Source organism: Mycolicibacterium arenosum, assembly GCF_024320865.1.
In the GTDB taxonomy this organism is placed as follows: Bacteria; Actinomycetota; Actinomycetes; order Mycobacteriales; family Mycobacteriaceae; genus Mycobacterium; species Mycobacterium arenosum.
In genome coordinates, this window is record NZ_JANDBD010000004.1 from 385,501 (window position 1) to 410,614 (window position 25,114).

28 protein-coding genes and 1 pseudogene are annotated in these 25,114 nt (G+C 68.7%); 7 read left to right on the forward strand and 22 right to left on the reverse strand.

What is annotated here, in order from left to right; all coding sequences use genetic code 11:
* Positions 1–22 precede the first annotated feature (22 nt).
* The gene (locus tag NM203_RS11955; RefSeq protein WP_255060137.1) at positions 23–487 is read left to right on the forward strand and encodes a MarR family winged helix-turn-helix transcriptional regulator; all 465 of its coding nucleotides are present in this window, start codon (positions 23–25) and stop codon (positions 485–487) included.
* Here NM203_RS11955 and NM203_RS11960 read toward each other — a convergent pair.
* Complete coding sequence (locus NM203_RS11960) at positions 484–1,143, reverse strand: hypothetical protein (RefSeq protein WP_255060138.1); 660 nt, start codon at positions 1,141–1,143, stop codon at positions 484–486. The genes NM203_RS11955 and NM203_RS11960 overlap by 4 nt on opposite strands.
* Before the next feature lie 881 nt (positions 1,144–2,024).
* Here NM203_RS11960 and NM203_RS11965 point away from each other — a divergent pair.
* A pseudogene (locus NM203_RS11965) lies at positions 2,025–2,510 on the forward strand (GGDEF domain-containing protein); the annotation flags it as partial.
* Positions 2,511–2,557: 47 nt separating this feature from the next.
* On the opposite strand, the gene NM203_RS11970 reads toward NM203_RS11965, so the two are convergent.
* The 5 genes from NM203_RS11970 to NM203_RS11990 form a co-directional block, all read right to left on the reverse strand.
* Positions 2,558–2,947, reverse strand: a complete 390-nt coding sequence (locus NM203_RS11970) for a DUF1304 domain-containing protein (RefSeq protein WP_255060140.1) — start codon at positions 2,945–2,947, stop codon at positions 2,558–2,560.
* A gap of 11 nt (positions 2,948–2,958) precedes the next feature.
* Positions 2,959–4,029 carry a Holliday junction branch migration DNA helicase RuvB gene (ruvB, locus tag NM203_RS11975; RefSeq protein ID WP_255060142.1) on the reverse strand — a complete coding sequence of 357 codons (1,071 nt, stop codon included), beginning with the start codon at positions 4,027–4,029 and terminating at the stop codon, positions 2,959–2,961.
* A gap of 2 nt (positions 4,030–4,031) precedes the next feature.
* A complete protein-coding gene (gene ruvA, locus NM203_RS11980) occupies positions 4,032–4,619 on the reverse strand; it encodes a Holliday junction branch migration protein RuvA (protein WP_255060143.1) in 588 nt (195 codons plus the stop codon).
* Entirely contained in the window at positions 4,616–5,194 is a 579-nt protein-coding gene (ruvC, locus tag NM203_RS11985; protein WP_255060144.1) for a crossover junction endodeoxyribonuclease RuvC, read from the reverse strand. The genes ruvA and ruvC overlap by 4 nt, the downstream gene beginning before the upstream one ends.
* Positions 5,195–5,276: 82 nt before the next feature.
* The gene (locus NM203_RS11990) at positions 5,277–5,591 is read right to left on the reverse strand and encodes a hypothetical protein (RefSeq protein ID WP_255060146.1); all 315 of its coding nucleotides are present in this window, start codon (positions 5,589–5,591) and stop codon (positions 5,277–5,279) included.
* 141 nt (positions 5,592–5,732) lie between these two features.
* Here NM203_RS11990 and NM203_RS11995 point away from each other — a divergent pair, with 141 nt between their 5' ends.
* Positions 5,733–6,968 (forward strand): mechanosensitive ion channel family protein, encoded by a 1,236-nt coding sequence (locus tag NM203_RS11995; protein ID WP_255060148.1) that lies wholly within the window; start codon positions 5,733–5,735, stop codon positions 6,966–6,968.
* On the opposite strand, the gene NM203_RS12000 is transcribed toward NM203_RS11995, so the two are convergent.
* Positions 6,923–7,543, reverse strand: coding sequence for a TetR/AcrR family transcriptional regulator (locus tag NM203_RS12000; protein ID WP_255060149.1), 621 nt, complete (start codon positions 7,541–7,543; stop codon positions 6,923–6,925). The genes NM203_RS11995 and NM203_RS12000 overlap by 46 nt on opposite strands.
* Positions 7,544–7,605: 62 nt before the next feature.
* Between NM203_RS12000 and NM203_RS12005 the strand changes: the two genes are divergently transcribed.
* On the forward strand, positions 7,606–8,457 hold the full coding sequence (locus NM203_RS12005) for an alpha/beta fold hydrolase (protein ID WP_255060150.1): 852 nt from the start codon (positions 7,606–7,608) through the stop codon (positions 8,455–8,457).
* Here NM203_RS12005 and NM203_RS12010 read toward each other — a convergent pair.
* Together NM203_RS12010 and NM203_RS12015 are read right to left on the reverse strand one after the other, a co-directional pair.
* On the reverse strand, positions 8,439–9,194 hold the full coding sequence (locus tag NM203_RS12010) for a YebC/PmpR family DNA-binding transcriptional regulator (RefSeq protein WP_255060151.1): 756 nt from the start codon (positions 9,192–9,194) through the stop codon (positions 8,439–8,441). The two genes, NM203_RS12005 and NM203_RS12010, sit on opposite strands and share 19 nt — an antisense overlap.
* Before the next feature lie 78 nt (positions 9,195–9,272).
* Positions 9,273–9,878 carry a TetR/AcrR family transcriptional regulator gene (locus NM203_RS12015; RefSeq protein ID WP_255060152.1) on the reverse strand — a complete coding sequence of 202 codons (606 nt, stop codon included), beginning with the start codon at positions 9,876–9,878 and terminating at the stop codon, positions 9,273–9,275.
* Positions 9,879–9,940: 62 nt separating this feature from the next.
* Between NM203_RS12015 and NM203_RS12020 the strand changes: the two genes are divergently transcribed.
* A complete protein-coding gene (locus NM203_RS12020; protein ID WP_255060153.1) occupies positions 9,941–11,656 on the forward strand; it encodes a CocE/NonD family hydrolase in 1,716 nt (571 codons plus the stop codon).
* Here the strand turns inward: NM203_RS12020 and pdxT are convergent.
* The 11 genes from pdxT to NM203_RS12075 all read right to left on the reverse strand — a co-directional run bounded on the left by pdxT (position 11,621) and on the right by NM203_RS12075 (position 21,626).
* Positions 11,621–12,235, reverse strand: coding sequence for a pyridoxal 5'-phosphate synthase glutaminase subunit PdxT (gene pdxT, locus NM203_RS12025; RefSeq protein WP_255060154.1), 615 nt, complete (start codon positions 12,233–12,235; stop codon positions 11,621–11,623). The two genes, NM203_RS12020 and pdxT, sit on opposite strands and share 36 nt — an antisense overlap.
* Complete coding sequence (gene tesB / locus NM203_RS12030; protein WP_255060155.1) at positions 12,232–13,080, reverse strand: acyl-CoA thioesterase II; 849 nt, start codon at positions 13,078–13,080, stop codon at positions 12,232–12,234. Before tesB ends, pdxT begins: the two co-directional genes overlap by 4 nt.
* 9 nt (positions 13,081–13,089) lie before the next feature.
* Positions 13,090–13,992: a pyridoxal 5'-phosphate synthase lyase subunit PdxS gene (gene pdxS, locus NM203_RS12035; RefSeq protein WP_255060156.1), complete on the reverse strand. Its 903-nt coding sequence runs from the start codon at positions 13,990–13,992 to the stop codon at positions 13,090–13,092.
* Positions 13,993–14,064: 72 nt separating this feature from the next.
* Positions 14,065–15,090, reverse strand: a complete 1,026-nt coding sequence (locus tag NM203_RS12040) for an NUDIX hydrolase (protein ID WP_255060158.1) — start codon at positions 15,088–15,090, stop codon at positions 14,065–14,067.
* Positions 15,087–16,247, reverse strand: coding sequence for a glycosyltransferase family 4 protein (locus tag NM203_RS12045; RefSeq protein WP_255060159.1), 1,161 nt, complete (start codon positions 16,245–16,247; stop codon positions 15,087–15,089). The genes NM203_RS12040 and NM203_RS12045 overlap by 4 nt, the downstream gene beginning before the upstream one ends.
* On the reverse strand, positions 16,248–17,210 hold the full coding sequence (locus tag NM203_RS12050; RefSeq protein ID WP_255060161.1) for a phosphatidylinositol mannoside acyltransferase: 963 nt from the start codon (positions 17,208–17,210) through the stop codon (positions 16,248–16,250).
* Positions 17,207–17,881 (reverse strand): phosphatidylinositol phosphate synthase, encoded by a 675-nt coding sequence (gene pgsA / locus NM203_RS12055; RefSeq protein ID WP_255060162.1) that lies wholly within the window; start codon positions 17,879–17,881, stop codon positions 17,207–17,209. Before pgsA ends, NM203_RS12050 begins: the two co-directional genes overlap by 4 nt.
* Complete coding sequence (locus tag NM203_RS12060) at positions 17,878–18,444, reverse strand: ATP adenylyltransferase (protein ID WP_255060417.1); 567 nt, start codon at positions 18,442–18,444, stop codon at positions 17,878–17,880. The genes pgsA and NM203_RS12060 overlap by 4 nt, the downstream gene beginning before the upstream one ends.
* Complete coding sequence (thrS, locus tag NM203_RS12065) at positions 18,435–20,489, reverse strand: threonine--tRNA ligase (RefSeq protein ID WP_255060163.1); 2,055 nt, start codon at positions 20,487–20,489, stop codon at positions 18,435–18,437. Before thrS ends, NM203_RS12060 begins: the two co-directional genes overlap by 10 nt.
* A gap of 67 nt (positions 20,490–20,556) precedes the next feature.
* Positions 20,557–21,009 (reverse strand): TIGR02611 family protein, encoded by a 453-nt coding sequence (locus tag NM203_RS12070; RefSeq protein WP_255060164.1) that lies wholly within the window; start codon positions 21,007–21,009, stop codon positions 20,557–20,559.
* Positions 21,006–21,626, reverse strand: coding sequence for a PaaI family thioesterase (locus NM203_RS12075; RefSeq protein WP_255060165.1), 621 nt, complete (start codon positions 21,624–21,626; stop codon positions 21,006–21,008). The genes NM203_RS12070 and NM203_RS12075 overlap by 4 nt, the downstream gene beginning before the upstream one ends.
* 51 nt (positions 21,627–21,677) lie before the next feature.
* On the opposite strand from NM203_RS12075, the gene NM203_RS12080 reads away from it, so the two are divergent.
* Entirely contained in the window at positions 21,678–22,175 is a 498-nt protein-coding gene (locus tag NM203_RS12080) for a DUF1990 domain-containing protein (protein ID WP_255060166.1), read from the forward strand.
* Here NM203_RS12080 and NM203_RS12085 read toward each other — a convergent pair.
* Positions 22,157–22,918 (reverse strand): alpha/beta hydrolase, encoded by a 762-nt coding sequence (locus NM203_RS12085; RefSeq protein WP_255060167.1) that lies wholly within the window; start codon positions 22,916–22,918, stop codon positions 22,157–22,159. The genes NM203_RS12080 and NM203_RS12085 overlap by 19 nt on opposite strands.
* A 188-nt stretch (positions 22,919–23,106) precedes the next feature.
* On the opposite strand from NM203_RS12085, the gene NM203_RS12090 reads away from it, so the two are divergent.
* A complete protein-coding gene (locus tag NM203_RS12090) occupies positions 23,107–23,895 on the forward strand; it encodes an MBL fold metallo-hydrolase (RefSeq protein ID WP_255060168.1) in 789 nt (262 codons plus the stop codon).
* A gap of 3 nt (positions 23,896–23,898) precedes the next feature.
* Here NM203_RS12090 and NM203_RS12095 read toward each other — a convergent pair whose 3' ends face one another.
* On the reverse strand, positions 23,899–25,113 hold the full coding sequence (locus NM203_RS12095) for a CaiB/BaiF CoA transferase family protein (RefSeq protein ID WP_255060418.1): 1,215 nt from the start codon (positions 25,111–25,113) through the stop codon (positions 23,899–23,901).
* Position 25,114: the final 1 nt, after the last annotated feature.

The following is a 25,114-nucleotide window of genomic DNA, read 5'->3' on the forward strand; positions in this document are numbered from 1 at the left end:
TTCCGTAGTATTGTTCTTCGACGTGCCCTCGTCAAGTGATCTGCCCCCGGACCGGCTGGCGATCGGACAGCTGCTGGTGCGGCTGTTGCGACTGTTCCGCGACGACCTCGCGGCCCCCGCGGCCGACCGCGGGTACGACGACATCCGCGAGGTGCACTACCAGATCTTCGGCAACATCCGGACGGGCGGCATCAGGCTCACCGAGCTGGCCGCACGGGCCCAGCTCAGCCTCGCTGCGGCATCGGAGTTGGTGAACGACCTTGCGGCACTTGGCTATCTGACCCGTCGTCCCGATCCGCAGGACGGCCGTGCCAAGCTGATCGACCTGACGGCCCGCGGTCAGGGCCTGCTGGCCGACGCGGGCGATCGCGTCGCGGACATCGAGCAGCGCTGGGGGGCCGCCGTCGGATCGCACGCGTTCGCGGACATGTGCAAGACCATGCAGGCCCTGCTCGACGAACTCGACCCCGAGCAGGCCCGCGGCTAGTTCGTCGAGCCCGCGGGACTGCGGCGCAGCACACCCCACCGGCGGTTGCGACGCGTCGGCGTGTTCGGTGTCGGCTCGGTGGGCGACTCGTCGTCGATCGCCACGGCATGCGCACCCGTCGGCACCGGCGCGTCGGCGCCCGGTTGCTCGACGACGGTGCGGCGGGCGTACTCGATGTCGCGTGCGGTCCGCACCGACACCCGCCCGAGCGCCACGGCGCCGAGGAACACCACCAGCGCACCCAGGCCGTGGAAGTAGGACAACTCGAGCCACAGCCGCTGCGTGTCGGTAGCGGCCACCGGGGCGCCGACGTCGCCGAGACCGAACGGGCCCGCAACTGCGCGGCCGATCACGAACCACGCACCGGCGAGTACGGCCAGCCAACCGCCCAGCATCGCGGTGACGCGGTTCCGGGACATCAGCAGCAAACCACCGCCGATGACCGTCACCACACCGGGCAGCACCTCGAGCAGTCCGCGTGCGGCCGTCCAGTCGCGACTGTCGTTGTAGGCGAACCCGAGTTGCGGACCGACGAACGGCGCGAGGGCACCCCAGGCACCCAAAACGATCAGCAGCAGTCCGCTCGCCGCGCCGCGACTCCTCGGCATGTGCAGACGTCCACCCTTCGGGTGGTCCCGCGTCTCGACGTGGTTCATTGGTGGGCCTCCTCAGTCGATCCCGCGAGTACCCGGCCCCGCGTACGCCTAACCCCGACGGACCGTCACCGGGCGGGTCGCACAGGGTTGGTTGCCATGCCGGAGTTCGGGCGGGAGCATCGCCTGCTCACGGCCGCTTGCACGCCGACCGGTGCGTTGCCAGTGCCGCTGCGCGCCCGGTCGCGAATTCGTGCAGCAAACACCCATCGCAGTCTGTACTATCGATTCTTTGAACGTGGGAACGCTTTTTGCGGTCCGCGAAATACGCCCGAATCGACACCCTCGTCAGGGCAAGATCGCAAGGTGAGCACCAGATAGTGCAACTGATCAGCCAGTGGTGGCATCAGCCGGATCACTATCGTTGGCTGTCCAGCTACCTTGCTGCACACAATCTTCAGCGGTTCACCCGCTACATGATGGCTGTCATCGTCACGGCCCTTGCGACGGTACCCGTGCTCATGTGGGCGAGCGCGTCCGGGCCGGTAGGGCCGATCTTCCTCGCCACCGCCGTCATCGTGGCGGGCACGTGCCTGACGATGGCGCTGATGTGGCTCACCCGCTGGCCGACGCGGGGCCAGTCGACCGCCTTCTCCATTCTGGCGGGTGTCTGCATCGCCGTCACGTGCCTCACCCAGAGCTATCCGGGCGCCGGCATTCAAACCTGCGCGGCGTTCGCGGCGCTCGCCGGCTACGTCGCCTTCTTCCACAGCAGTCGACTGCTCACGCTGATCCTCGCGATGGCCGCGCTGACGGCAGTGGTCTGCACGGTCCGGGTCGGTGTGTACGTGGACGGCGCGCTCGCCAGCAGCAAGTTGATCGTGCTGGCGATCTCGGTGTTCGCCGTGCCCTTCTCAGCACAGGTGCTCGTTCACATCCTCGGGATGGACGCGCTGCGCTCGGATACCGACCCGCTGACCGAACTCCCCAATCGCCGCGGCTTCCACCGCTCGGTGCGGGCTCTGGTGACGTCGTCGCTGGGCGCCGCTCAGCAGCGACTGGCGGTGGTGATGGTCGACCTCGACGACTTCAAGCGGATCAACGACACGTCGGGCCACGCCCAAGGCGACCGGATCCTGGTGGCCGTCGGCGACATCCTGCGCCGCAACCGGCACACCGACTCCGTCATCGCCCGTATCGGCGGCGAGGAGTTCGTCGTCGCGGTCGTCGGCCCCGAACAGCACGCTGTCGAACTGGCCGAGCGACTGCGCGCGGAGATCTCCGTTCTGCCCGGCGACATCACCGCGAGCATCGGCATCGCCAGTGCGCCGTTCTCCGCGATCCCCGACGCGAAGGTCCTGGCGTTCGCCGACACGCTGGTCGAGGCCGCCGACCGCGCGATGTACAAAGCCAAACAGTCCGGCGGTGATCAGGTCTACGTGGTCGGGCGGGCCGAGGGCGCCGACGTCGCGACGGGCTACGCCAGGGAGAGCCCGACAGCCAGCAGGACCACCGCGATCAACGGGAACGCCCCCTGGACGACCGCCGACCGCGCCTTGGCCGGCGCGGAGGCGAGCAGCACGATGGCGGCGGCCAGCATGGAGCCGACGCCCGCGAACACCAGAGCGGCGCCGACGGCCATTCCGCCGGAGCTGATCCAGGCCACGCCGACGCCGGTCACGATCGCCAAGAAGAGGTTGTAGAACCCCTGGTTGTAAGCCAGCAGCTTGGTGGTCTCGGCTTCCTCCGGCGTCGTGCCGAACGTCCTCCGCGTAGCGGGCTCCGTCCAGCGGAACGACTCGAGCACGAAGATGTAGACGTGCAGAACCGCGGCGAGTCCCGCGAAAACCAATGCCGCCGTGATCATTCCGCCGCTCCTCACTCGAATAGGCCGGGTTGTCCCAATCCCACCGCGCCGTTCGGTGGGGTCATCCCGAGGTGAGTCCAGGCCAGCCGGGTGGCGACGCGACCGCGCGGGGTGCGCGCGATCATGCCCGCGCGAACCAGGAAGGGCTCGCACACCTCCTCGACGGTGGTGGCCTCTTCACCGACGGCGACCGCGAGCGTGGACACGCCGACCGGGCCGCCGCCGAAGCTACGCGTGAGCGCGCTCAGCACCGCCCTGTCGAGGCGATCCAGACCCAGCTCGTCGACGTCGTAGACCGCGAGCGCCGCCTTCGCGATATCGCGGGTGATGACACCGTCGGCGCGCACCTCCGCGTAGTCGCGCACGCGGCGCAGCAGCCGGTTGGCGATACGCGGGGTGCCACGGGACCTGCGGGCGATCTCGGACCCCGCGTCACCGCCGAGTTCGATGCCGAGGATGCCCGCCGATCGGCTGAGTACGCGCTCGAGTTCAGCCGGTTCGTAGAAGTCCATGTGCGCGGTGAAGCCGAACCGGTCGCGCAGCGGTCCGGTCAGCGCGCCGGACCGCGTCGTCGCTCCGACGAGCGTGAACGGCGCGACCTCCAGCGGGATCGACGTGGCGCCCGGCCCCTTCCCCACGACCACGTCGACGCGGAAGTCCTCCATGGCCAGGTACAGCATCTCCTCGGCGGGCCGGGCGATGCGGTGGATCTCGTCGATGAACAACACGTCACCCTCGACGAGGTTCGACAGCATCGCGGCGAGGTCACCCGCCCGCTCGAGTGCGGGGCCCGACGTGACGCGCAGCGACGACCCGAGTTCGGCGGCGATGATCATCGCCAGCGAGGTCTTGCCCAGGCCCGGCGGCCCGGACAGCAGGATGTGATCCGGCGTGCCCCCGCGGTTCTTGGCGCCCTCGAGGACCAGCGACAGCTGCTCGCGCACCCGAGGCTGACCGATGAACTCGCGCAGCGACCGCGGCCGCAGGCTCGCGTCGATGTCGCCCTCGCCCACCGTGAGCGCGGCCGAGACGTCTCGGTCCTCGGCGGGTTCGACGTCGTCCGGGTCGTCGAAGCGGCCCATCGCTACTTCCTGCCCAGCATCGACAGCGCCGCGCGCAGAGCGCTCTGCGTGCTGGCGTCCGGGTCCCCGGCGAGTACTTTGTCGGTGGCCTCCTCGGCCTGCTTCGACGCGAACCCGAGCCCGATGAGGGCCTCCACGACGGGGCCGCGGATCCCGTGTCCGGTCGCCGACGCCGACGCGCCCGGTGCGGTGGCGCCGATCTTGTCGCGCAGTTCGAGCACCATGCGCTCGGCCCCGCGCTTTCCGATACCGGGCACCCTGGTGAGCGCGGTGACGTCACCGTCACCGAGGGCCTGCCGCAGCGCCTGCGCGTCGTACACCGCCAGCGTCGCGAGGGCGATCTTGGGACCGACACCGGACACCCCGAGCAGCGTCGTGAACAGGTCGCGGGATTCGGCGTCGGCGAAGCCGTACAGCGTCATCGAATCCTCGCGCACGATCATCGCCGTGATGAGCCGGGTCTCGCCGCCTCGGCGCAGCGTGGCCAGCGTCGCAGGCGTCGTCAGCACCTTGTAGCCGACGCCCGCCGCTTCGATCACCGCGTGGTCGAGCGCGATGTCGAGCACCTCGCCCCGGACCGAGGCGATCACGTCGTGCTCCGCGACATCCGACCCGGCGCAGCCTTCAGCTTCGCCTGATATGTCCGCCGCTGTTCGGCCGCCATCGCCTCGGCGGCCGCCATCCTGGCGATCATCGGGGCCCGCCAGCAGTGGCAGATCGCGAGCGCGAGCGCGTCGGCGGCGTCAGCCGGTGTCGGTTTCGTTTGCAGCGCAAGGATTTTGGTGACCATCGCGGTGACCTGAGCCTTGTCGGCCCGGCCGTTGCCGGTGACGGCGGCCTTAACCTCGCTGGGCGTGTGGAAGTGCACGTCGATGTCCCGCCTGGCCGCCGCGAGCGCGATCACGCCACCGACCTGTGCGGTGCCCATCGCGGTGTTCGCGTTCTGGTTGGCGAAGACGCGTTCGATGGCGATGACGTCGGGCAGGTGGGTGTCCATCCAGTGGTCGACGGTGTCGCTGATGGTCAAAAGCCGGCGCGCCAGTGACTCGTCCGACGGCGTGCGCACCACGTCGACGTCGAGTGCGGTGACCTGCCTGCCGCCCGCGCTCTCGATGACCGACAGTCCGCAGCGGGTCAAGCCGGGGTCGACGCCCATCACGCGCACTTCGTCTCCTCGGGTGTAGAACAGCTGTTCGATAGCGTAGCGGCCGGTTCACCCATCGCCGGGTAGGGACACGCGCCGTCGTCTACAGCACGAAGTGACCGGACCGGCGGCCGTGCGCGATCTCCCGCACGATCTCGTCGATGCGCGCCCCCGATCGCCCGTAGCCGCGGACCAGCTCGTAGCCCTGCTCGTGCTGGTTGCGCTCGATGACGATGCGCCATTTCACGCCGAGGAACTTCGCGGCGTACCAGAACGGCCAGAGGAACACGAAGGGCAGCGACACGACGAGGCTCAGCAGGAACCAGTCGAGGTCGAACAGATCGGTGAGATCGGGAAACGGCCACCACCGACGGTGGATGTTCCACTGCGCCCCGTTGGGGTCGGTCACTACTGCCACCCGCCTATTTTGCTTGGCGGAGTGCCTGTTCCGCGCGATATCACCCCGACCGGGGCGTCGTTTCGGATGTGACGAGTCCGGGAACGGACGCTAACGTCGCGAACGAACCCGACCCCTAGCAGTGGGAGCTGATGTCACCCGATGCCCGACGAGACCGAACTCGAATCCGCAACGAATCTCGCCGTCACGCTCGCCTGGGTTGCAGGCGCCGTCGTGATCGCGTTCCTCGCGGGGGTGGTTCTCACGTGGGTGCTCCGGCGTCTCGGGCGCCGAAGCAGGGTGATCGACGACGTCGCGACGCTGACGCGGATGCCGGTACGCGCCACGCTCGCGGTCTTCGGTGCGTCGATCGCCGTGCAGCGCACGTCCGACGCGAGTGATCCGTGGCGCGGATGGGTCGACCACACGCTGCTGATCGTCAACATCGCCACCCTGACGTGGCTCCTCGTCAGCCTGGTCCTGGTGGCCGAGCGCCGGATGATCGCGATCTACGCCGGCGGCGGCGACGATCTCACCGACGCCGACCGGCGGTGGCGCCGGGTGCGCACCCAGGTGACGGTGTTGCGCCGGCTCGCCATCGCGGTCGTCGTCCTGCTCGGCGTCGCCGCGATCCTGATGACGTTCCCGTCCTTCTCCGACATCGGCACGACGCTGTTCGCGTCCGCCGGTGTGCTGTCGGTGGTCGCAGGTCTCGCGGCGCAGACGTCGCTCGGCGCGGTGTTCGCGGGCATGCAGATCGCGTTCTCCGGTGCGGTCCGCGTCGGCGACGTCGTCGAACTCGAGCAGGGCCAGTGGTGGGGCCGCATCGAGGAGATCACCTTGACCTACGTCGTCGTCCGGCTGTGGGACGAGCGCAGGCTGGTGCTTCCCTCCACCTACTTCACGACCACGCCCTTCGAGAACTGGACGCGCAACGCCACCGAGATCATGGGCTCGGTCGAGTTGGACGTCGATTTCCGCGTGCCGTTCAACGACATGCGCACCGAGCTGGGCAGGCTGCTGTCCGAGAGCGAGCAGTGGGACGGCCGACGTGGAGTCCTGCAGGTCACCGACGCCGTCGCGGGTGTCGTGCGTGTGCGCGTCGTCGTCAGCGCGCCGAATGCGGGCGCCCTGTTCGACCTGCGCTGCGCCGTGCGCGAGGGGCTGGTCAGCTGGGTGCACCGCACCGGCGGCGCGTTCCCGATGCAGCGCCTCGTCCAGTACGAGCCCGACACCGAACCGGTGCCGAACGGGAGCGCCGGCGAGAGCGGATCGCGCCACGTCACGTCGAACCTCTTCTCCGGAAGCCCGGAGGCCGACGAGCGCAGTCGCGCCTTCGACGAGCACCCGGACTACGACGAGGCGTTGGCCACGTCGTCCAACGGCAGCCGCGGCTGAGCGGTCAGCGGGACGCCGCGGTGGCCGTCGGCCAGCGCCCGGCCCGCGACGAGGAGCGGTTCGGTACTGCGCAGCGTGCGAGCGAGTACGAACGCGCCCTCGAGCGCACCGACGAGGGCGACGATGAGGTCGCGGGCGGCATCCGGTGCCAGCCCGCGTGATCGGAAGTAGTCGGCACCGCCGTCGAGCCAGCCGGTGAAGATCCCGGCCGTGGTCTCGCGCAGTTCCGGCACGGTGTCCGCGGTCTCGGCCGCGACGCTGGCCACGGGGCACATGTTGGCGAACCCGGTGGCCGCCATGTCCTCCGCGGCCTGACCGAACGCCGCCTCGATCGCGACGCCGAGGTCGTCGTGCGGCGCCATCAGCGTGGGAATCAGCTGACCGTAGGCGACGCCCGCGTTGACCAGCGCCTCGCGCGCTATCTGTAGTTTCCCGCCGGGAAAGTGGTGGTACAGAGATCCGATCGGCGCGCCGGACGCCGCGGCGACGTCCTTCATCGCCACCGCGGCGTAACCGCGACTGCGCATCAACTCCGCCGCGGCCGTCAGGATCGATTCCCGTGTGGACCTTGCCATCGTCACCTCCTGAGGACACACTAGAGCATACGTTCTAGAATCAACGTTCTAATGGAGGATCGATGGAATCGGTGGAAGTCGCGGCGGGCACGGTCGAGTACCGGCAGGAGGGCGATCCGTCGGGTCCGCCGGTGGTGCTGCTGCACGGACTGCTGATGAACGACGCGCAGTGGGAGTCGACGCTGCCGCTGCTGCCCACCGGCTTCCGGTACCTGCTGCCGATCCTGCCACTGGGTGGCCACCGCGTTCCGATGCGCGAGGACGCCGATCTCACGATGCCCGGTCAGGTGGCGATCATCGCGGACTTCCTCGACGCGCTCGACCTCACCGACGTGACGTTGGTGGTGACGGACTGGGGAGGCCCACTGTTCCTGACCGACCACGGCCGCGATGGCCGGATCGCCCGCATGGTGATCTGCCCCTCCGAGGCCTTCGACAACTTCCCGCCCGGATTCCCCGGTAAGGTCACCTGGGTTGCCACCCGCACCACCGGCACGGTGAAACTGGCGCTGCAGCAGATGCGCATCGGTTGGCTCCGCGACCGATTCTTCATGTGGGGCATGATGGCGGCGCAGCGCATCCCGCAGCAGGTGATGGACGCGTGGACGGCACCCGCGCTCGCCGATGTGCGGATCCGGCGCGACCTGTTGAAGTACTCGCGGACGAAGTTCGTCACGAGCGAACTGGTGCGCGCCACCGAGAGACTCGCCGACTTCCCCGGCGACGTGCTGGTGCTGTGGAGCCGCAACCGCGTCATGCCCGTGGCCCACGGCGAAAGAATCGCTCAAATCACCGGCGGCACAGTGCGTTACATCGACGACGCCAAGGTGTTGATCATGCTCGACCAGCCTGCGCGGACGGCGCGGGAGATCGGCGCGTTCCTGACGAGTTCCGTTCAGTCCTCGTCGAGCTGAGCGGCGACGTCGTCGGGGATGTCGACGTTGGAGTACACGTCCTGCACGTCGTCGCTGTCCTCGAGTGCGTCGAGGAGCTTCAGCACCTTGCGCGCACCGTCGAGGTCGACGGGAACGGTGACCGACGGCTGGAAGCTGGCATCCGCGGAGTCGTAGTCGATGCCGGCCTCCTGCAACGCACTGCGGACAGCCACGAGATCCGTTGGCTCCGAGATGATCTCGAAGCTCTCCCCCAGATCGTTGATGTCCTCGGCGCCCGCCTCGAGGACCGCGGCCAGCACGTCGTCCTCCGAGAGTCCGTTCTTCTCCAGCGTGACGACACCCTTGCGCGTGAACAGGTAGGACACCGATCCGGGGTCTGCCATGTTGCCGCCGTTGCGGGTCATCGCGACGCGGACCTCGCCTGCCGCGCGGTTGCGATTGTCGGTCAGGCACTCGATGAGGACCGCCACCCCGTTGGGTCCGTAGCCCTCGTACATGATGGTCTGCCAGTCGGCGCCGCCCGCCTCCTCGCCGGCGCCGCGCTTGCGCGCACGCTCGATGTTGTCGTTGGGCACGGAGGTCTTCTTGGCCTTCTGAATGGCGTCGTACAGCGTCGGGTTGCCGTTCGGATCACCGCCGCCGGTGCGCGCAGCCACCTCGATGTTCTTGATCAGCCGGGCGAACTCCTTGCCCCGACGGGCGTCCTTGACGGCTTTCTGGTGCTTGGTAGTCGCCCACTTGGAATGGCCGCTCATGCAGGTACAACCTCTTTCACTTAACGCAAAGTCCAAGGATCGAGTCTACGTGGGTGCCGCCGATCCTCCGCGAGCACGTCAGCCCAGGTCGCCGTCGATGTACCGCTGCAGGTTCGGTGCTATCGCCGCGACCAGTTCATCGTCGGTCATCGACGCGACCGGCTCCACCTTCCAGACGAACCGCATCATCGCCAATCCCATGATCTGCGACGAGATCAGTCCACTGCGTTTCACGCGGTCGGTCCCATCGGTGCCCACGTGCGATGCCCCGATCAGACTGCCCTCGACGACACGCCGCAGCTTCTCACGGGTCGTCTCGTCATGCGCAGCGGTCAGCAGCACCGCGCGCAACACGGGACCGATCTCGTCGTCCGCCCAGGCGCCGAGCATGAGTCTCAGCAGCGCTTCGCCGAGCCGCTCGACCGGCGTAGCCCACGTGGCCGCCACGCTCTCCAGCCAGCGCTGGGGTGGCGTCGTCGCCGCGTCGAGCAGGGCTTCCTTTGATCCGAAGTAGTGGTAGACGAGCGCAGGGTCGACGTCGGCGCCGCGCGCGACGGCTCGGATCGTGGTGCCGGCCCAGCCGTGCTGCGCGAACTCCTCACGGGCTGCGCCGAGAATGCGCGCGGACAGCACGCCCTTCTCGTCACGAGGGCCGGGCGGCGGCTTCGTGGGTCTCCTCGGCATTCCGCAACCCTAGCAAAAGTTTCACGTTGCGTTGAGACTAATTTCAACGTAGCGTGAAACTCATGACGACTGCGCGTCTCAACGGGCCCCAGACCACCGGCCGCGAATTCCGCAACCTCAGCGCGCCCGAACACGGTGTCGTGCACGACATCAACGTGGCGGTGCCGGTGCGCGACGGCGTATCGCTGATGGCCGACGTGCACCGGCCCGATACCGTCGGCCGCTTCCCCGTGCTCGTCGCCGCCTCGCCCTATCCACGCCAGATCCAGGATCTCGGCGCGCCGATGGGCTTCATCGAGGCGGGCAACACCGAGTTCTGGGTGTCCCGCGGCTACGTCCACCTCATCGCCAACGTGCGCGGCACCGGCGGCTCCGGCGGCGAGTTCGGGTTCTTCGATTCGCAGGAACGGCGCGACATGCACGAACTCGTCGAATGGGCGGCCGCGCAGCCGTGGTGTGACGGCAACGTCGGCATGATCGGCATCAGTTACTTCGCGATGACCCAACTCGAGGCGGCCGTGGAGCGGCCGCCCCACCTCAAGGCGATCTTCCCGCTCGCGGTCACGTCCGATCTGTTCGAGGCGGCCTCGCACCACGGCCTGGTCAGCTCCGCGTTCATCACGCCGTTCCTGTCCATGATGGGGTTGACCGCCGCGCGCAGCGACGAGTTCTGGCGCAGCGTGCCCCTGCACCTCGCCCGCAAGGTGCTCGCCCTCCCGCCGCTGCACCGCAAGTTCGGAACGATGAACGGCGAAGCGGCGGTCACGCTGATGCACCAGCTGCTCAAGCTCCCGCACGATCCGCATCCGTGGGATCAGCTGTGGCTCGACGTGTTCGTCAACCATCCGGTGCGCGACGAGTGGTGGGACGACCGAGATCTCACAGCGCTGCTGAAGAACATCGACATCCCCGTCTACCTCGGCTGCGACTGGGAGAACGTGCCATTGCATCTGCCGTCGACCTTCTTGTCGTGGAAGGGCTTGGCGCACAACCCGAATGTGCAGATGGGCCTGCTCGATGAGTTCGGCCTGACGTGGCCGTGGGAGAGCCTGCACACCGAGGCGCTCGCCTGGTACGACCACTGGCTGAAGGGCCGCGACACGGGCATTCTCGACGGTGATCGGGTGCGCTACGCCCTGCCCGGTGCCGAGGGTTGGCATAGCAGCGCGTCGTGGCCACCCCCCGCGACGTACCGCGAGTTCGCGTTGCGCGCCGACGGCGCCCTCGACTCCGACGAGGGCTCGCCGGGCGCGCGCGACTACCTGGTACTGGGCGCCGGAACGGGCCGAGTCACAGCCAGCGAGTTGGACCCGCCCGCCACCCTGACGTGGACGTCGGCCGCGCTCGAGGCGGATCTCGACGTCGTCGGGGCCATCGAGGTGCGTCTCGTCGCAGCCGCCACTGCCGCCGACACGGCCTGGCTGGTGACGCTGCAGGACGTCGCACCCGACGGTGGTGTCACCGACGTCACCGCGGGCTGGCTTCGCGCGAGCCTGCGCGAGGTCGACGAGGCCGCCAGTACGCCCGGTGCCCCGGCCCTGATCTGTCGCTCGCCGGTGGCGGTGCCGATCGGCGACGACGTCGAGTACCGGATTCCGTTGGTGCCGAACGCCCGCCGGTTCGCCGCCGGCCACCGCGTCCAGGTGGTGCTCGCCAGCGACGATCAGGATCCAACGACACCGGCGATCATGAACTTCCGGCACGCGAGCGTCGGCACCAGCACGCGCAACACCGTGCGGTCGTCATCCCGCCTGCTCCTCCCGATCCTCACCCCTTAGGGAGGCGACGAAGAGCGCGTGCACCCGGCGGTCGCCGGTCATCTCGGGATGGAACGACGTCGCCAGCACCTTGCCCTGCCGCACGGCCACCGGATGTCCCGCCGCCGTCGCCAGCACCTCGACCGACGGCCCGACCCGCTCCACCCAGGGCGCCCGGATGAATACGGCGTGGATGTCGGAGTCGAGGCCGGAGAAGGCGATGTCGTCCTCGAAGGAGTCGACCTGACGTCCGAAGGCGTTGCGGCGCACGGTCATGTCGATACCGCCGAGCGGCAGCGCCTCACGGCCCGGCACCCCGGCGTCCAGGATCTCGGAGGCCAGCAGGATCATCCCGGCACACGATCCGTACGCGGGCATGCCGTCGGCCAGCAGCGCGCGCAACGGCTCGAGCAGATCGAGTTCGCGCAGCAGATGACTCATCGCGGTCGACTCGCCACCGGGGATCACCAGGCCGTCGACGGACTCCAACTCCACGAGCCGCCGCACGGTGACGGCATCGGCTCCCGCTTCGCGCAGCGCAGCGAGATGTTCACGGGTATCCCCCTGCAGTGCGAGAACCCCGATGCGGGGGGCGCTCACGTGGCGGACGGCGTGAAGTCGCGCTGGTAGCGGGTCAGACCCTCCTGCATCACGGCGGCGACCATCTCGCCGTACCGGTTGAACAGCTTGCCCTGAGTCAGCGAGCGACCGCCGCACGCCGACGGCGAGGACTGGTCGTACAGCAGCCACTCGTCGGCCCTGAACGGACGCATGAACCACATCGCGTGATCCAGCGACGCGACCATCAGGTGCTTGCGTTCCTCGACGTGGTTGACCTGCGCCGACCCGAGCAGCGTCAGGTCGCTGAGGTACGCCAGCGCGCAGATGTGCAGCACCGGGTCATCGGGCAGCGGGTCCCGATGCCGGAACCAGACCTGCTGCTGGGACGCCTTGCCCGGCAGGTAGTTCATCTGATCGCGCGGGATGATCCGGACGTCCCACTCGTCGAACTGCCGGAAGCTGGCGTCGTCGAACACCTTGCTCGCCGACTTGAAGTCGGGGATGTCGTCGGGGGGCGGCGCGGTCGGCATCGCGTCCTGATGCTCGATACCGCTCTGATCGGTCTGGAACGACGCGGACATCGAGAAGATCGTCTCGCCGTGCTGGATCGCGGTCACCCGGCGGGTGCAGAAGGAACCGCCGTCGCGGATGCGCTCGACGGTGTACACGGATGGCGCTCTGGCATCGCCGCCCTTGAGGAAGTACCCGTGCAGCGAGTGCACCTGGAACTTCGGGTCGACGGTCCGTACCGCCGACACCAGCGACTGGCCTGCGACGTGCCCGCCGAACGTCCGCTGCAGGAATCCCGATTCGGGGCTGAAGACGCCACCGCGGTAGATGTTGACCTCGATCTGCTCCAGATCGAGAATCTCCTCGATAGCCACCGCTCGGTTCTACCAGCCGCGCTCTGCGAGCCGATGCGGGACCGGGATGTCGTCGACGTTGATGCCGACCATGGCCTCACCGAGCCCGCGCGACACCTTGGCCAACACGTCGGGATCGTCGTAGAACGTGGTCGCCTTGACGATCGCCGCGGCACGCGCCGCGGGGTCACCGGACTTGAAGATGCCCGACCCGACGAACACGCCCTCGGCACCGAGTTGCATCATCATCGCCGCGTCCGCAGGGGTGGCGATGCCGCCCGCGGTGAACAGTGTCACCGGCAGCTTGCCCGACCGCGCCACCTCGACCACCAGATCGTAGGGAGCCTGCAGTTCCTTTGCGGCGACGAACAACTCGTCCTCGGACAGCGACGTGAGTCGACGGATCTCGCCGCCGATCTTGCGCATGTGCGTGGTCGCATTCGACACGTCACCGGTACCGGCCTCACCCTTGGAGCGGATCATCGCCGCGCCCTCGGTGAGTCGGCGCAGCGCCTCGCCCAGATTGGTCGCGCCGCACACGAACGGGACGGTGAACTTCCACTTGTCGATGTGGTTGGCGTAGTCGGCCGGGGTCAGCACCTCCGATTCGTCGATGTAGTCCACGCCGAGGCTCTGCAGGATCTGCGCTTCCACGAAGTGCCCGATCCGCACCTTGGCCATCACCGGGATGGTGACCGCGTCGATGATGCCCTCGATCATGTCGGGGTCACTCATCCGCGAGACCCCGCCCTGGGCCCGGATGTCGGCGGGCACCCGCTCCAGCGCCATCACCGCCACCGCACCCGCACCTTCGGCGATGCGCGCCTGTTCGGGGGTGACGACGTCCATGATGACGCCGCCCTTGAGCATTTCGGCCATCCCGCGCTTCACGCGCGCGGTGCCGGTGCGACCGTTGTTCTCCGCGCTTTCCACGGCTATCTCCTCCAGATCAGTGCGAAACCAGTCTAGTAGGCCCGCCAAATCGATTAGATCCGCAGCTCACTGTCATCGGATCGATTGCAGCTCGGGGGCCGGGCTGCCGGCCACCGCCGCATTGGCGATGACCAGCAGTTCGCCGAGCTGACGTGGATACACCGTCTCACCTCGGGCCTCGAGTTCGGCGATCGCCTCCTCGTCGCACCACCGGTGGCCGTGGATGGTGCGCCGCTCCAGATCGGTGTGACCGGTCAGGGACGGTTCGAAGCGCTCCGTCCGGTACAGGAAGAACAGCTCCTCGCTGCGGATCACCGAGCCGTTGAAGTCGAACACCGCCTCGCGGCGCCATACCGGGCCGATCAGGTCCGCGGCGCTGGCCCGCAGGCCGGTCTCCTCGGCCAGCTCGCGAACCGCGGCGTCGGGCAGCGACTCCCCCGCTTCCACCGCTCCGCCGACGGTGAACCACCACCGGGGCGCCGCGGCACTGGCCGGATCCGAGCCGCAGAACAGCAGCACGAAGCCGTTCTCGTCGAGCAGAACGACGCGCGCCGACACCCGCTTGCCGTAGTCGGTCGAGATGCTCTGAATGGAGCGCTCTGCGATCTCGAAATAGCTTGGCATGGCGGCCGTTCCACCGAGATGGAGCAACCGCACCAACGGCCGCTCGCGCAACGCGAGGGTGTCGCGCACCGCGTCGTTGTGGAATCGCCGGGCCAGCAGCACCCTGGCCTCGGCATCCGCCAGCTCGGCCACCAGGCCGAGCGGCAACGACGCGGGATCGACGGCCGACAGCGCCGCTGAAAGTTCGTTCTCGGCGGCCTCGCGGCCGGCGCGTGGCGCGCGTTCGGCCGTCACGGCCAGCGCGGTGAGGTGCTTGCCCGACGGACTGCGGCCGTATCCGTCGGTGGCCACCGCCCGTGCCACCACCGCGCGTCTGCCCAGCGCCCCGTCCAGCGCCTGCCACGACAGGTCGTAGCGCACGTGCAACCGGTTGAGGCGGCTGGCCGTCTGGAGGGCCCACGCGCCGAGCATCGCCAGCGCCAACAGAAGCAGGACGACGAGGGCGCCGATCACTATCCACAACGTCACGCTCATGCGGATCCCCTAGTCGCTTCGCTCCTGCCCGCCGAGCCGGCCACCTGCACCTTGGCACCCGCTCCCGCGACGGTCTCGTACACGCGCAGGATGTCGCGCGCGACCACCGACCAGTCGTACCGCTGCACCGCCTCGGTTGCGGCCGCGATGTAGCGCTCGCGCGCCACGTCGTCGGACAGCACCTCCACCAGCGCCTCGCCGAGTGCCGCCGAGTCGTCGACGGGCACCAACCTGCCGGCCGCACCGTCCTCGAGGACCCGGCGGAAGGCGTCGAGGTCACTGGCCACGACCGCGGTGCCCGCCGCCATCGCCTCGACGAGAACGATGCCGAAGCTCTCGCCGCCGGTGTTCGGGGCGCAGTAGACGTCGGCGCTGCGCATCGCGGACGCCTTCTCGGCATCGTCGACCAACCCGAGGAATCTGAGGTGCCCCGCGAGTTCGCCGGCCTCCTCGCGCAACTCGTCCTCGTCGCCGCGGCCGACCACCAGAACCTCGACGTCCGGCAGCGCCTCGACGAGTCGGGGCAGCGCACCGAGGAGGACGGCCATGCCCTTGCGCGGTTCGTCGAAGCGGCCGAGGAACAACACGGATCTCCCGGGGCGCGGGTACCCGTCCAGCTTCGGGGCGGACGCGAACGACGCCACGTCGACGCCGTTGGGGATCTGCACGGCGTCGGAGCCGAGCGCTTCCATCTGCCAGCGCCTGGCCAGGTCCGACACCGCGATGCGGCCGACGATCTTCTCGTGCCACGGCCGCAGGATGCCCTGAAACACGCTGAGCGTCAACGACTTCGTGGTCGAGGTGTGGAACGTCGCGACGATGGGCCCCTCGGCGATCATCAGCGCGAGCATCGACAGGCTCGGCGCGTTCGGTTCGTGGATGTGCAGGACGTCGAACTCGCCGTCCTGCAGCCACTTCTTGACCTTGCGGTGGGTGGCCGGGCCGAACCGCAGCCGGGCCACCGAGCCGTTGTAGGGAATGGGCACGGCCTTACCGCCGGAGACCACGTAGTCGGGCAGTTCGACGTGCGGCGACGACGGCGCCAGCACGCTCACGTAGTGGCCGTAACCGCGCATCACCTCGGCCAGCTGCAGGACGTGGGCCTGGACGCCGCCCGGCACGTCGAAGGAGTACGGGCACACCATCCCGATGCGCACTCAGCCGTCTCCGTTCGTGCCCGCCAGCTTGGCCCGCCGCTCAACGGACAGATCGGCCAGCCACTGCGGCTGCATCATGTGCCAGTCGGCGGGGTGGGCGGCGATGTTGGTCGCGAATCGGTCGGCGAGCGCCTGCGTGATGACCCCGACGTCGCCCGACGACGTGTCGAGAGGCGGGAAGATCTCGGTGACCGAGATGTCTGGTTCGAAGTAGCTGTGGATCGGCAGCAGCGCCGCCCCGGTGGCCAGCGCCAGCTTGGCCGGACCTGCCGGGAACCTCGTCGGCTCGCCGAAGAAGTCCACCTGCACACCGGATTTCGTCAGATCACGGTCCGACATCAGGCACACGATCCGATTGTCGCGCAACCGTTCGGCGAGAATGTCGAAGGGCGGCCGGTCACCGCCGGTGAGCGGCAGCACCTCAAAGCCGAGGCTCTCCCGGTACTCCAGGAAGCGCTTGTACAGGGATTCGGGCTTGAGCCTTTCGGCGACGGTGGTGAACCGGCCGTACGTGTTGGTCATCCACACACCGGACATGTCCCAGTTGCCGCTGTGCGGCAGGGAGATGATCACGCCCTTGCCGGCGTCCAGCGCGGCCGCGACGTGCTCGCCGCCGATCGCGGCGGCCTCCAGCTTCTCGGCCAGCATCTGATGGTCCATCGACGGCAACCTGAACGCCTCCCGCCAGTATCGGGCGTAGGAGGCAAGGGAAGCACGGATCAGGCTGCCCGGCACCTCGGCGGGTGGCACCCCGATCACTCGGGCCAGGTTCTTGCGCAACTGGTCGGGACCGCCGCCGCGCGCCGCGTAGAGAGCACCCGCCTCGAATGCATTGCGCGCAGCGAACTCCGGCATCGCGCGCACCACTCGCCAGCCCGCCGCGTAGCCGAGATCGGCGAGCTGGCCGCCGAGCGGGACGCGGATGCCGCGGACGTTAGGCAGCCCGGCCGACGGCGTGCTCACGGCTCGCTCCGCTCCTCGGTGGTGCCGGGGGTGGTGTCGATCTCGAGACGATCCACCGCCCCCGGCGAGGTGCGGACCGAGTGCAGCCGCTGGCCGAGCGTGACGAGGCTGGCGACGGCGAGCAGCCACATCGCGACGTCGAGCAGCCACGGGGCGTGCAGGAACGGAATTCCGGACAGACCCGCCCCCACCAGCACGATGATCAGCCGCTCCGGTCGCTCGATGATGCCGCCGTCGCCGGTCAGTCCGTTCGCCTCGGCGCGCGCCTTGATGTACGAGATCACCTGGGACGTGACAAGGCAGATCATCGTCGCCACTACGAGGTGGGTGCTGTGCAGCCCGAACGCCGCCCACCAGAGCAGGCCGCAGAACACCGCGCCGTCGGCGATCCTGTCGCAGGTGGCGTCGAGCACTCCGCCGAACGGTGTGCTGTAGCCGCGTTCGCGGGCCATCGCACCGTCGAGCATGTCCGCCAGCACGAAGATGAACACGGCGAAGGCGCCCCACCACAGCTGCCCGGTCGGGAACAGCGTCAGGGCGGCGATCACGGTACCGGCGGTGCCCAGAATCGTCACGCTGTCCGGGGTCAACCCGATGCGCAGCGCGGCCTTGGCGACCGGGCGGCTCAGTTTCGCGTAGGCCGCCCTCGTCATCAGATAGACGTCACTCACGGCAGTTCGGCCCACTGCGAGGCGAGCAGTGCGCGCGTGTCGCGCAGCAACTGCGGGATGACCTTGGCGTTGCCGATGACCGTGATGAAGTTGGCGTCCCCGCCCCACCGGGGGACGACGTGCATGTGCAGGTGTTCGGCCAGGGATCCGCCTGCCGACGTCCCGAGGTTGAGCCCGACGTTGAAACCGTGCGGCCTCGAGATCGCCTTCATCACGCGAATGGCCTTCTGCGTGAACGCCATCAGCTCGGCGCTCTCATCGGGGGTGAGCTCCTCGAGCTCGGCGACGCGCCGATACGGCACCACCATGAGGTGGCCGGGGTTGTACGGGTACAGGTTCAACACCGCGTACACCAGCTCGCCGCGTGCCACGACGAGACCGTCCTCGTCCGACATGGTGGGGATGTCGGTGAACGGCTCGGACGACTTCGCCGAGCCGGTCTTGATGGTGCCGGCGATGTAGTTCATCCGGTACGGCGTCCACAGCCGCTGCAGCTGATCGGCATCGCCGACCCCGCGGTCGGTGATGGTCTGGTCCTCGCCGTTCGGATCGCTCACGACGATCGATCCACCTCGACGAGTTCCGCTGTCGGAGCGGCGTTCTCGCGGCGTGCGATCCAATCCTCGATGGTGTCGACCGCGACATCCCGAGGCACCCCGTTGACCTGGGTGCGGTCGCCGAACCGGAAACTCACCGCGCCCGCCTCCATGTCCTTGTCACCCGCCAACAGCATGAACGGGACGCATCGGTTGGTCTGGTTGACGATCTTCTTCGCCATCCGGTCATCGCTGCCGTCGACCTCGACCCGCACGCCGCGCGCCTTCAGTTGCGCGGCAACCTCTTCCAGGTAGGGGATGTGTCCGTCGGCCACGGGGATGCCGACCACCTGGACGGGGGCCAGCCACGCCGGGAACGCGCCGGCGTAGTGCTCGGTCAGGATGCCGAAGAACCGCTCGATGGAGCCGAACAGGGCCCGGTGGATCATCACCGGCCGCTGCCTGCTGCCGTCGGCTGCGGTGTATTCGAGCTCGAAGCGGTCGGGGAAGTTGAAGTCGAGCTGGATCGTCGACATCTGCCAGCTGCGCCCCAGCGCGTCTCTGGCCTGCACCGAGATCTTCGGCCCGTAGAACGCGGCGCCACCGGGGTCGGGCACCAGTTCGAGGCCGGACTCGGCGGCCACCTCGGCGAGCGTGTTCGTGGCCTCCTCCCAGATCTCGTCGGATCCCACGAACTTCTTCGGGTCCTTCGTCGAGAGTTCGAGGTAGAAGTCGTCGAGCCCGTAGTCCTTCAGAAGCGAGAGGATGAACTGCAGCAGCGAGGTGAGCTCGCCGCGCATCTGGTCGCGCGTGCAGAAGATGTGCGCGTCGTCCATGGTCAGGCCGCGTACGCGGGTCAGGCCGTGCACCACGCCGGACTTCTCGTACCGGTAGACGGCGCCGAACTCGAACGCGCGCAACGGAAGCTCCCGGTAGGACCGTCCGCGCGCCCGGTAGATCAGGCAGTGCATCGGGCAGTTCATCGGCTTGAGGTAGTAGTCCTGGCCCGGCTTGCGCACGGTGCCGTCCTCGTTGAACTCGGCGTCGATGTGCATCGGGGGGAACATCCCGTCGGCGTACCAGTCCAGGTGCCCCGACGTGTGGAACAGCTGCGCCTTGGTGATATGCGGGGTGTTAACGAACTCGTACCCGGCCTCGATGTGCTTGCGACGCGAGTAGTCCTCCAACTCGCGACGCACGATGCCGCCCTTGGGATGGAACACGGGCAGCCCGGACCCGATCTCGTCGGGGAAGCTGAACAGGTCGAGTTCCACGCCGAGCCTGCGGTGGTCGCGGCGCTGGGCCTCCTCCAGCAGTTCGAGGTGCCGGTCGAGCGCCTCCTGCGACTCCCAGGCGGTGCCGTAGACCCGTTGCAGGCTGGCGTTCTCCTGGTCGCCGCGCCAGTACGCGGCGGAGCTGCGGGTCAGCTTGAAGGCGGGAATGTACTTCGTGGTGGGGATGTGCGGCCCGCGGCACAGGTCGCCCCAGATCCGCTCCCGCGTGCGGGGATTGAGGTTGTCGTAGGCGGTCAGCTCGTCGCCGCCGACCTCCATGACGTCGGGATCACCGGACTTGTCGTCGACGAGTTCGAGCTTGTAGGGCTCGTTCGCGAGTTCGCCGCGCGCCTCGTCCTTGGACGCGTACACCCGCCGGTCGAACAGCTGTCCGTCCTTCACGATCTTCTGCATGCGCTTCTCCAGCGCCGCGAGGTCCTCCGGCGTGAAGGCCTGCGGGACGTCGAAGTCGTAGTAGAAGCCGTCCGTGATCGGCGGGCCGATGCCGAGCTTGGCGTCGGGGAACAGGTCCTGAACCGCCTGCGCCAGGACGTGCGCGCAGGAGTGCCGGATGACGCTGCGCCCGTCCTCGGTGTCGGCGGCCACCGGGGTCACCTCGACGTCGGAGTCCGGCACCCACGACAGGTCGCGCAGCCGGCCCTCGGCGTCACGCACCACGACGACGGCGTCGGCGGCCCCGCGGCTGGGCAGACCCGCTTCCCGGACGGCCGCGCCCGCAGTGGTCCCGGCAGCGACCCGGATCGGGGCTGCGGGGGCGGGGCTGGCGGCGGCGCTCATCGGTCGGTCTCCTGGTTGTGGGGGTTCGGGGTGTTCACGAACGCGACCATGCTATCGGTGAGGCTGCTTACGACCCTATCCCGATCGGGCTCTTGAGCCACGGCCACTCGACGCCGAGGAGTCCGGCGGACCACGACAGCGCCCCGAACAGCCACAGCGTCGCCACGACGACGGCGAACGTGAACATCACACCGAGCGCCTGCACCCAGAGGCCCTGGTCCTTGAACCAGTCCATGGCGCGGTCGTAGCGCTTCTTCGTCCACTTGAGCGCGTGCTGCGCCCACTCGAACTCGGTGGCCAGAATCGCGAGCCCGAGGAACACGATCGCCCAGCCGGGACCCGGATACGGGATCGCGAGGATCCCGGCGGCCAGGACGGCAACGCCCACGACGCCGACGACGATGCGGTAGGTGAAGTTCGCCGTCGGCCGGTCGCGCACCTTGTCGCGCCAGCGCGCCCACGCCCGCTTGCGTCCGCCGGTCCCCGGTCGCTCCGCTTCCGCCCGCTTGCGGTCACTCACGGCTGCCCCGGCTTCAGCATCACGAACAGTGCCTCGGCCTCGGCCAGCACGTCGCCGCCGTCACAGAGCCGGCCCGCCACGAAGATCTTCCGGCCCTCGATGCGGTCGATTCGGGAATCCACCTGCAACTCCTTGCCGATCGGCACGATCCTGCGGTAGTCGACGTGCAGGAACGCGGTGCGCTGCTTCTTGCTCTCACTCAGCTTGAAGGCGGTGAAGCCGAGCAGCGAGTCGAAGAGGTGCGCGACCGAACCGCCATGGGCCGCACCGTTGCGGCCCAGGTGGTAGCGGCGGAACGTCGTGGTGCCCCGAATGCGGCCGTCGACGACGTCCAGGTCCAGGGGTATCGACAGGATGCTGCCGCGGTTGGGCAGGTCGAATCGTCGACCCGACGGCGCGTGCCATTCGTCGGTGAGGTGCGGAGCCAGCAGCCCGTTGACCCGTTCGACGAGGTCGGCGGCCTCCGTCACGAGCTCGTCGGGGGCGTCAGCACCCCGCGCGAGGTCCTGCAGGGTGCGGACGGCATCGACGAACCGCCCGTAATCCGGGCCGCCCCTCCTGGTCGGCACCGGCGGGTTGAACCCACCGCCGTCGTGAACTTCCCGGTCAGCATCCACCAGGCCACCGTATTCGCTCCGCCTGCACACACCGATGGCAAGGTGGTCGACGTGAAGCTCACGGACCTCGCAGCCCTCCCTCTGACCTACTCCGAGGTCGGCGCGACGGCGGGCCCGCTGCCCGACGGCTACCACCACGTCCGCGAGTCCGCGGTCATCGGCCACGGTCGTGCGCGGTTCGAGGAGGCCTCCGATCGAGTGATGCGCTGGGGCATGCTGCGCGGTGCGGGGGCGGGCGTGACGGCGACGACGGAGGTCGCCGCTGTCGGCTCGGAGGTCCTCGTCCGGCTGGGCCCGGTGCAGGTGCCGTGCCGGGTGGTCTACGTGCTCGACGAGCCCGACCACCGCGGGTTCGCCTACGGCACCCTTCCGGGGCACGCCGAGACCGGCGAGGAGCTGTTCGCGGTCCGCTACGACCCGCAGACGCAGGCCGTGCACGCGGAGGTGACGGCGTTCTCCCGGCACGGCACGTGGTGGAGCAGGCTGGCGGGTCCGGTCACCGCGTTGGTGCAGCGCGTGGTCACCAAGCGCTACCTGACGGCGGTCTGACCGACCGTCCGGTTCAACCACTCGAGGATCGGCGGCAGCACCTCCCCGACCAGCGAGTCCGCCACGATCCAGTGCGGCGCGTTCGGGTGCACCTGATGCTCGGCGCCGTAGCGCGCGGCCACGCGACGCGAGATCCAGGGCGCCACGTTGCGGTCCGAACCTCCGCTGACGCAGAGCATCGGGCACGTCACCTCGGCTGCGTCGACGCGCGTCGACGCCGACCCCAGCGACATCTCGCGGAACATCCGGCCGGAATCGCGCACCAGCCGGGGCACCAACTCGTCCTGCTCCGCGGCGGGCAGAGTGCTCAGGGGCACCTCGCGCATCGTCTTCGCCGACGGGAGGAACGGCTGTCCCGCAAGCACTTTCGGCAACACTCGGAACAGGTGCGGAAGCGGCTTGAGCTGAAACCACAACACCCCCGGCGGAATTGACGCCATGGTCACCACTGCCCGCGGCGTCCGCGCGGCCGCGATCTTCTGCGCGAGCAGTCCACCCATGCTGTGTCCGATGACGACGGCGGGCTCACCGATCGCGTCGTAGGCCGCTAATGCGACGTCGAATGCCTGATCGATACCGGTGCGGGCGAGTACCGCGTCGTCGGTGGGTTCGCGGCCGGGCATCGCGGGCACGTGCACTCGGTAGCCCGCCGCCTCGAGTTCGGTGGCCCACCGGGACATCAGTTCCGGTGTGCCGAACACGCTGTGCAGAAGCAGGATTGGGGGTCTGGCTGAGTCGCTCACAGCTCGAGTATCTAGGCTGATGCGGCGTGAATCGATTACCGCGGAGGTAAGCGCTTTCGGCCGGCGGGCGCGCCCCGCGCAACGGTCGGGACGCGGACGGGGGGAAGAATGGCGGGACTGCTGCGACGAGCACGTCCTCGAATGCTGCAGAGTAGAGGTCGAATGAGTGCTGACGAGGAGGTCGGGCCGTGAAGGTGCATCACCTGAACTGCGGAACGATGGACTCGCCGGGTGCACCGACGGTCTGCCACGTGCTGCTGGTCGAAACCGCGAGCGGCCTGGTTCTGGTCGACTCCGGCTACGGCCTCGCAGACTGCGCGGACCACAGCAGGATCGGGCCGACCCGCCACGTGCTCCGGCCCCGGTTCGATCCCGCCGAGACCGCCGCCCGGCAGGTCGAGCGGCTGGGCTTCCGGCGCGCCGATGTCCGCCACATCGTCACCACGCACTTCGACTTCGATCACATCGGCGGCATCGGCGACTTCCCCGATGCGCAGATTCACGTGACCTCCGCAGAACTCGACGGTGCGGTGCGATCGCCGTCACGGCAGGAGCGGTACCGCTTCCGCCCAGTGCAGTGGTCCCACGGACCGACACTCGTCGAGCACCACCCCGACGGCGAGAAGTGGCGCGGGTTCGCCGCCGCGAAGGAACTCGACGAGATCTCCCCCGGCATCGTGCTCGTCTCACTACCCGGCCACACCCGCGGCCATGCCTGCGTGGCCGTCGACGCCGGGCACCGCTGGGTACTGCACTGCGGTGATTCGTTCTACTACCGCGGCACCGTCGACCGCACGACACCCGTACCCGCGGTGGTGCGGTTCACCGAGCCGATCATGGCGCTGGACCGAAAACGGGTGCGCGAGAATCACAATCGCCTCGCCGAACTGTACGCACGGCGGGAACCGGACCTGTTCATCGTGTCGGCGCACGATCCGGGCCTGCTCGCGGAGGCGCAGGCCACCGCGAGCGTCTGACCGTCAGGCGATCGCGCCGGAGTCCTTGAGCGCCTCGATGCGGTCCCAGTCCATGCCGAGTTCCATGAGAACGATCTCGGTGTGCTCGGATGCCTGTGGTGCCCTGGTGGTTTCGAGCGGCTCGTGGTTGAACTGCACCGGCCCGCGCACCACCCTGAACGGCTCCTCGCCCGCGGAGGCCTCGTATTCGACGATCATGTCGTTGGCGATGGCCTGCTCGTCGGACGTCAGGTCGATGAGACTCTGGAACGGCGCCCACTGGCCCTTCATCGTCTTGAGGTGCTCGCGCCAGTAGTCGAACGGCTTGCTGCGGATGGATTCGGCGACCAGTTCTGCTGCCGCTGCGGCGTTCTCGATGAGCGGCATCACCTCCGAGAACCTCGGATCGTCGGCGAGTTCGGCGAGGCCGAGGTGCTCGAAGGTGTCGCGGATGTAGCCCGTCGGGCTGACGACGCACAGGTTGATGGTGCCGCCATCGGAGGTGAGGAAGTTGCCGAGGAACGGGTTGAACATCGGCGCCGCCTCGTTGGGCATCGTCGAGCGCATCGTCTCGCCGACCTCCATGCCCTGCGTGACGCTGGCACCAGCGGCCCACCACGCGGTACTCAGCAGTGAGACGTCGAGTTCGACTGCCTCACCGGTCTTCTCGCGGTGGAACAGCGCCGCCGAGATCCCGCCGGCGATGTTCATCCCCCCGATGGAGTCACCGAACGCCGGAATACCCTGTCCCAGTGCGCCGCCGAGCGCCTCGGGAGTCAGCGCGTGTCCGATGCCGCTGCGTGTCCAGAACGCGGTGCCGTCGAAGCCGCCGACGAGGCGCTCGGGCCCCTTGTCCCCGTAGGCGCTGCCGCGGGCGTAGATGATGTTCGGGTTGGCTGCGCGGATGTGCTCCACGTCGAACTTGTTCTTCTGCCGCGCCTGCGGCATGTAGTTGGTCAGGAAGACGTCCGACGTCTTCGCCAACTCGTAGAGCACCTCCTGACCGTCCGGGGTGGAGACGTCGATGCCGACGCTGCGCTTGCCGCGATTGGGATGCTCCATCAGCGGATGCCGGTCGGCCTCGAGCTGGATGCCCCCCATGTAGAGGAATCCGCGCTGGGTGTCGCCGCGCACCGGATGCTCGATCTTGATGACGTCGGCACCCCAGTCGGCGAGGATGGCGCCCGCCGCGGGGACGAACGTGAACTGCGCCACCTCGAGGACGCGCACGCCCTCCATC